The sequence below is a fragment of the Stenotrophomonas sp. OVS01A genome (assembly GCF_019969775.1).
In the GTDB taxonomy this organism is placed as follows: Bacteria; Pseudomonadota; Gammaproteobacteria; order Xanthomonadales; family Xanthomonadaceae; genus Stenotrophomonas; species Stenotrophomonas indicatrix.
Genome location: NZ_JAHXYV010000011.1, coordinates 1 through 2500 on the forward strand (window position 1 = coordinate 1; position 2500 = coordinate 2500).

Sequence of the window (2500 nt, forward strand, 5' to 3'; positions counted from 1 at the left end):
GGGTATAAACCCTGGCGATGACCTACTCTCGCATGGCTTAGGCCACACTACCATCGGCGCAGCTACGTTTCACTTCCGAGTTCGGGATGGGATCGGGTGGTTCCATAGCGCTAATTTCACCAGGGAGGCGGTTGGAGTGTCGCCTGGGCGTCGTGTCCTTGCAGGGTGCGGGCATGATGATGCCTGCGATGCAAAGAGACGCGCCTGAGCGCCTGCCTCTCGTTTGGTCTTGTGACGTAGCGTGCACTTGGATCTATCGACATGTCATGTCGGCCAAGGCAACTTGAGGTTATATGGTCAAGCCTCTCGGATCATTAGTATCAGTTAGCTCAATACATTGCTGTACTTACACACCTGACCTATCAACCACGTAGTCTACATGGTTCCTTCAGGGGGCTTGTGCCCCGGGAGATCTCATCTTGAGGCGCGCTTCCCGCTTAGATGCTTTCAGCGGTTATCGCTTCCGAACATAGCTACCCGGCAATGCCACTGGCGTGACAACCGGAACACCAGAGGTTCGTCCACTCCGGTCCTCTCGTACTAGGAGCAGCCCCTCTCAAATCTCCAACGCCCATGGCAGATAGGGACCGAACTGTCTCACGACGTTCTGAACCCAGCTCGCGTACCACTTTAAATGGCGAACAGCCATACCCTTGGGACCGACTACAGCCCCAGGATGTGATGAGCCGACATCGAGGTGCCAAACACCGCCGTCGATATGAACTCTTGGGCGGTATCAGCCTGTTATCCCCGGAGTACCTTTTATCCGTTGAGCGATGGCCCTTCCATACAGAACCACCGGATCACTAAGTCCTAGTTTCCTACCTGCTTGATCCGTCGATCTTGCAGTCAAGCACGCTTATGCCTTTGCACACAGTGCGCGATGTCCGACCGCGCTGAGCGTACCTTCGAGCTCCTCCGTTACTCTTTAGGAGGAGACCGCCCCAGTCAAACTACCCACCATACACGGTCCCCGATCCAGATAATGGACCCAGGTTAGAACGTCAAGCACGACAGGGTGGTATTTCAAGGATGGCTCCACCACAGCTAGCGCCATGGTTTCATAGCCTCCCACCTATCCTACACAGACGAACTCAACGTTCAGTGTAAAGCTATAGTAAAGGTTCACGGGGTCTTTCCGTCTTGCCACGGGAACGCTGCATCTTCACAGCGATTTCAATTTCACTGAGTCTCGGGTGGAGACAGCGCCGCTGTCGTTACGCCATTCGTGCAGGTCGGAACTTACCCGACAAGGAATTTCGCTACCTTAGGACCGTTATAGTTACGGCCGCCGTTTACTGGGGCTTCGATCAAGAGCTTCGCCTTGCGGCTGACCCCATCAATTAACCTTCCAGCACCGGGCAGGCGTCACACCCTATACGTCCACTTTCGTGTTTGCAGAGTGCTGTGTTTTTGATAAACAGTCGCAGCGGCCTGGTTACTGCGACCCTCTTCAGCTATAGCTCGCATGAGCCACCAAAAAGGGTGCACCTTCTCCCGAAGTTACGGTGCCATGTTGCCTAGTTCCTTCACCCGAGTTCTCTCAAGCGCCTGAGAATTCTCATCCTACCCACCTGTGTCGGTTTACGGTACGGTCTGCGTAAGCTGAAGCTTAGGAGCTTTTCCTGGAAGCGTGGTATCAGCAACTTCGCCATAAAGGCTCGTCTCGGTGCTCGGTCTTAAAGGATCCCGGATTTGCCAAAGATCCAAACCTACCGCCTTTCCCCGGGACAACCAACGCCCGGTATGCCTAACCTTCTCCGTCCCTCCATCGCACTTACGCGAGGTGCAGGAATATTAACCTGCTTCCCATCGACTACGACTTTCGTCCTCGCCTTAGGGGCCGACTCACCCTGCGCCGATTAACGTTGCGCAAGGAAACCTTGGGCTTTCGGCGTGCGGGTTTTTCACCCGCATTATCGTTACTCATGTCAGCATTCGCACTTCCGATACCTCCAGCAGACTTCTCAATCCACCTTCAACGGCTTACGGAACGCTCCTCTACCGCGTACATATAAATATGCACACCCCAAGCTTCGGTTCTGTGCTTAGCCCCGTTAAATCTTCCCCGCAGACCGACTCGACCAGTGAGCTATTACGCTTTCTTTAAAGGGTGGCTGCTTCTAAGCCAACCTCCTGGCTGTCTGTGCCTTTCCACATGGTTTTCCACTTAGCACAAAATTTGGGACCTTAGCTGTGGGTCTGGGTTGTTTCCCTTTTCACGACGGACGTTAGCACCCGCCGTGTGTCTCCCATACAGTCCGTCTCGGTATTCGGAGTTTGCAATGGTTTGGTAAGTCGCGATGACCCCCTAGCCATAACAGTGCTCTACCCCCGAGAGGATACATATGAGGCGCTACCTAAATAGCTTTCGAGGAGAACCAGCTATCTCCGGGTTCGATTAGCTTTTCACTCCTAATCACAGCTCATCCCCGTCTTTTGCAACAGACGTGGGTTCGGGCCTCCAGTACCTGTTACGGCACCTTCACCCTGGCCATGA

The 2500-nt window shown here is 54.0% G+C and carries 2 rRNA genes (1 of these 2 cut by a window edge); both read right to left on the reverse strand.

What is annotated here, in order from left to right:
• Positions 1-9: 9 nt before the first annotated feature.
• Positions 10-124: ribosomal RNA gene (rrf, locus tag LC407_RS20760) — 5S ribosomal RNA — on the reverse strand.
• Positions 125-293: 169 nt separating this feature from the next.
• Positions 294-2500 (reverse strand): 23S ribosomal RNA (locus LC407_RS20765) (it continues 674 nt past the right edge of the window).